This window comes from Streptomyces sp. NPDC029216 (assembly GCF_040648015.1).
Classification (GTDB): domain Bacteria; phylum Actinomycetota; class Actinomycetes; order Streptomycetales; family Streptomycetaceae; genus Streptomyces.
In genome coordinates this window covers 1-1,337 of the sequence record NZ_JBEZWL010000314.1, presented here as the reverse complement: position 1 = coordinate 1,337, position 1,337 = coordinate 1, and the positions used below count along the sequence as shown (strand labels likewise).

1 protein-coding gene and 1 pseudogene are annotated in these 1,337 nt (G+C 70.7%); both read right to left on the bottom strand.

All coding sequences use genetic code 11. The features are described 5' to 3' along the window. Window positions 1-166 (bottom strand): annotated as a pseudogene (locus tag AB0F18_RS39275) (2-oxoacid:ferredoxin oxidoreductase subunit beta); the annotation flags it as partial. Next, on the bottom strand, window positions 159-1,337 hold a 1,179-nt coding region (locus AB0F18_RS39270), incomplete at its 5' end, for a 2-oxoacid:acceptor oxidoreductase subunit alpha (protein ID WP_362070352.1). The gene AB0F18_RS39270 and the pseudogene AB0F18_RS39275, both read right to left, overlap by 8 nt.

The window sequence follows — 1,337 nt, the reverse complement described above, 5'->3', positions numbered from 1 at the left end:
GGCCGAGCTCGGGCATGAAGCCCTGGACGGCGGCGAGGACCGCGTAGTCACCGCAGCCCGGACACCAGCGGACCTCCTGGTCCGACTTGAAGTCCTTCATGGACTGCCGCGCCTCGGCCTTGGGCACCAGGGAGAGCAGGGTGGGGGCGTCGGTCACCTCAGTCATTGATGGCCTCCTTGAGAACCGTCGCGAGCTGCTCCGCCTTGAAGGGCATTCCGTTGACCTGGTTGTACGACTGGGCGTCGACCAAGTACTTCGCCCGGATCAGGGTGGCCAGCTGCCCGAGGTTCATCTCCGGCACCACTACCTTGTCGTAACGCTTCAGGACCCCGCCGAGATTCCTCGGGAAGGGGTTGAGGTGGCGCAGGTGGGCCTGCGCGATGGGGGTCCCCGCCAGGCGCAGCCGGCGGACCGCGGCCGTGATGGGCCCGTACGTGGAGCCCCAGCCGAGGACCAGGGTGCGGGCGCCGTCCGGGTCGTCGACCTCCAGGTCGGGGACCTCGATGCCGTCGGTCTTGGCCTGGCGGGTGCGGACCATGAAGTCGTGGTTGGCCGGGTCGTAGGAGATGTTGCCCGTGCCGTCCTGCTTCTCGATGCCGCCGATGCGGTGTTCCAGGCCGGGGGTGCCCGGGACCGCCCAGGGGCGGGCCAGGGTCTGCGGGTCCCGCTTGTACGGCCAGAACACCTCGGTGCCGTCCGCGAGCTCGTGGTTCGGGCCCGTCGCGAACTGGACCTTCAGATCCGGAAGGTCGGCCACGTCCGGGATCCGCCAGGGCTCGGAGCCGTTGGCGAGGTAGCCGTCGGAGAGCAGGAACACCGGGGTGCGGTACGTGAGCGCGATCCGGGCCGCGTCGAGCGCGGCGTCGAAGCAGTCCGCCGGGGTGCGCGGGGCGACGATCGGGACGGGGGCCTCGCCGTTGCGGCCGTACATGGCCTGCAGGAGGTCCGCCTGCTCCGTCTTGGTCGGCAGACCGGTGGACGGCCCGCCGCGCTGGATGTCCACGATCAGCAGCGGAAGCTCCAGCGACACCGCCAGGCCGATGGTCTCCGACTTCAGCGCCACGCCCGGGCCCGAGGTGGTCGTCACGCCCAGCGCCCCGCCGAAGGCGGCCCCGAGGGCGGCGCCGATGCCGGCGATCTCGTCCTCGGCCTGGAAGGTGCGCACGCCGAAGTTCTTGTGCTTGGACAGCTCGTGCAGGATGTCCGAGGCCGGGGTGATCGGGTACGAGCCCAGGTAGAGCGGCAGGTCGGCCTGCTGGGCCGCCGCGATCAGCCCGTAGGACAGCGCCAGGTTCCCCGAGATGTTGCGGTAGGTCCCGGTGGGGAAGGCCTTCGT